This is a genomic window from Microcystis sp. CS-574 (assembly GCF_028329095.1).
Classification (GTDB): Bacteria; Cyanobacteriota; Cyanobacteriia; order Cyanobacteriales; family Microcystaceae; genus Microcystis; species Microcystis ichthyoblabe_A.
Genome location: NZ_JAQMSY010000057.1, coordinates 1 through 2,972 on the forward strand (window position 1 = coordinate 1; position 2,972 = coordinate 2,972).

Here is a 2,972-nt window from a genome sequence, read left to right on the forward strand (position 1 = left end):
ACACCCCACACCCCACACCCATTTTCACTTGTCTATGAGCGATTCTTACTCTGCTGCCGTCGATAATCCGGCCTATACCGTTGAACAAGCGATCGCTAATATCCAGCAAAGAGAAGACCTAGGCGCGCGTTATTATGCTGCTTGGTGGTTGGGTAGATTTCGTGTTCGTCAACCGGAGGCGATTTCGGCCTTAATTGCCGCTTTGGAGGACGAAAGCGATCGCACTCCCGATGGCGGTTATCCCCTGCGACGCAATGCTGCCAGCGCTTTAGGGAAATTAGATGATCTCAGTTGTGTTCCCGCTTTGATTGCCTGTCTCGACTGCGAGGATTATTATGTGCGCGAATCGGCTGCCCAGGCATTGGAAATGCTTAAGGATCGAAGCGCGATCGCACCTTTAGAGAAACTATTAGAGGGTGGCATCGAAGTGGCCGTTTTAGTGGCGGGAAAACCCCATTTAGTCCAACCTTACGAGGCGATTATCGAGGCATTGGGAACCCTGCAAGCGACGGAAGCGATTCCCCTCATCGAACCGTTTTTAAAGCATTTCGTCGAAAAAGTGCGTTATGCGGCTGCTCGCGCCCTCTATCAACTCACAGCTAACCCCCACTATGGCGATATTCTGATTAAGGCCTTGCAAGGGGAAGAATTACAGCTGCGTCGTTCTGCTTTAATGGATTTAGGTGCTACGGGTTATCTGCCAGCCGCCCCTGCGATCGCTAATACTTTGGCGGAAAATAGTCTGAAACTGGTTGCTCTCAAGGAACTTTTAGAAAACCATCTAAAAACTAATTCTAGGGGCGAAAATATCTCGGAAATTCTCACTTTAATGGATAGTTTATTGTAATTAATCATTGGTTATTTTGTATCTAAATTAAAACCGATGCAATCCAGAGGTTTTTATGCTAATTCAAACTGATTATGTCGGCTGGCTGAACGAGACAATCACTCTGTTAAGACAAAAAAACTTTGATAAAGTTGACTGGGAAAACTTGATCGAGGAGATAGAAAGTTTGGGCAGAAGTCAAAAACGTGAACTCCGCAACCGGTTAACCACCATCTTAGAACACTGCCTCAAACTTTGCTATACTGATTACGTTGAGGATTATCGAGGTTGGCAAGAAACTATTAGGCGCAGTCAACGGGAACTAGAAGAACTTTTGAGGGATTCTCCTAGTTTAAAACCCTACTGGGATCAAGTATTTTTAGATTGCTATGCCACGGCTTTAAAAAGCTTGCGAGATAACCCAGATTATCAATCTTTTAACCTTCCCGATGATTGTCCTTTTCCCCAAGAAATTAGTCAGATTTTACAGAAAAAAGTTTGGCGATAAAATTATCTTTAAAAGTTTGTTGGTGGGGTTAGGAGACGGTCAAATCTGAGACGATGTCCGATCAGGTTATACTTTATCTCTATGAGAAATGCTGTAAATAATTGGTTATTTTCTAGGGAAATTCAAACTCATAAAATCCAGAGGTTTTATGCTAATTCAAACCGATTATGTCGGCTGGCTGAACTAAACAATCACTCTGTTAAAACAAAAAAACTTTGACAAGTTGACTGGGAAAACTTGAGCGAGGAGATAGAAAGTTTGCTAGTCTTAGGCTAAGTTTCTAGGTCATTGGTTTATGGGGTAGCCAAATATCCTAAAACAGGATAGAGTATTGATATTCATACTGTTTATAAGACGATAAAAAAATCCATGGATATACCTGAGCCTTCCCATCGTCTGCCAAGTATAAAGAAGAATAAAGCAACAAGCACTGTTGGGCGTGGCAAAACTGTCCAACTTACTGAGAAACTAGCTTTTTCAGCTTGGAATAACAGCAGTGTTAGTCTGAGTCTTGGTAATAGCATTGAACATTATGATTCTTGGGAACAACCTATAGTAATAATCTCAGACGGAGGCTACGGTCTTTTAGGATTTGAAGGTGATACATCAGATCATCTTGACCTACCTGAATGGTATGAACCTCATGTGGAAGTTTGGTCTAAGTTGGCCTTGCCAAATACAACTCTTTGGTTTTGGAACTCAGAAATTGGCTGGGCTGTGGTACATCCAATACTTGAGAAATTTGGCTGGCGATATGTTAATTGTAATATATGGAATAAAGGAAAAGGTCATATTGCAGGTAATGTCAACACAGAGAAAATAAGGCGTTTTCCAGTGGTGACAGAGGTTTGTGTCCAATACGTTAGAGAAGTCAAAATTGCTGACTTAACACTTAAAGAATGGCTCCGAAAGGAATGGTTAAGATCAGGCTTACCTTTGCGTCAAGCTAATTTAGCTTGTGGTGTCGCAGATGCGGCAACAAGAAAATATTTTGACCAAGGACATTTATGGTATTTTCCCCCACCCGAAATGTTTGAAAAATTAGTTTTCTATGCCAACGAACACGGAAACCCAGAGGGAAAACCCTATTTTTCTAAAAATGGCCAGCGTCCTTTAACAGGTAAAGAGTGGGAGAAGATGCGCTCTAAATTTAATTGCCCTCATGGTTTTACAAATGTTTGGGATCGTTCAGCTTTGCGCGATGATGAACGAATTAAGTCTCAGGATGGTAAAGCTGTTCACTTAAATCAAAAGCCACTGGATCTGATGAAATTAATTATTGCAGCTTCAAGTGAGGAACAGGATGTGGTTTGGGAACCATTTGGGGGGCTTTTCAGTGCCTCTTTAGCTGCCAATATCCTGAATCGAAAAGCTTTCGCTTGTGAAATTGACGAAACTTATTTCTATTATGGAGTCAAAAGGTTTAGTCAAGTAGTTCATCGGAAATTTTGGGTCTGAAACCCCGCCGTTCTAGGTTGGCTTTACGTTAGAATTAAGAGGCCAGTCTCGAAAACCAAGTGGACGGCGCAGCACCTTGAAAACTCGGCTTAGGGGGTTCCGACCAGAAAAGCTTGGCCGGGTAAAAAGTCGCGCGCAACAAGTACAAGAAGCTATAGGCGGTCAACGTACCGTGGGACA

Annotated in this window: 3 protein-coding genes; all 3 read left to right on the forward strand. The window is 42.4% G+C overall.

Annotation, left to right across the window (positions count from 1 at the left end):
- Window positions 1–34: 34 nt before the first annotated feature.
- Window positions 35–847: a HEAT repeat domain-containing protein gene (locus PN470_RS03830; RefSeq protein WP_272103723.1), complete on the forward strand. Its 813-nt coding sequence runs from the start codon at window positions 35–37 to the stop codon at window positions 845–847.
- A 55-nt stretch (window positions 848–902) separates the two neighbouring features.
- On the forward strand, window positions 903–1,334 hold the full coding sequence (locus PN470_RS03835; RefSeq protein ID WP_110545493.1) for a DUF29 domain-containing protein: 432 nt from the start codon (window positions 903–905) through the stop codon (window positions 1,332–1,334).
- A gap of 369 nt (window positions 1,335–1,703) precedes the next feature.
- Complete coding sequence (locus PN470_RS03840; protein ID WP_272103721.1) at window positions 1,704–2,792, forward strand: DNA methyltransferase; 1,089 nt, start codon at window positions 1,704–1,706, stop codon at window positions 2,790–2,792.
- Window positions 2,793–2,972 lie beyond the last annotated feature (180 nt).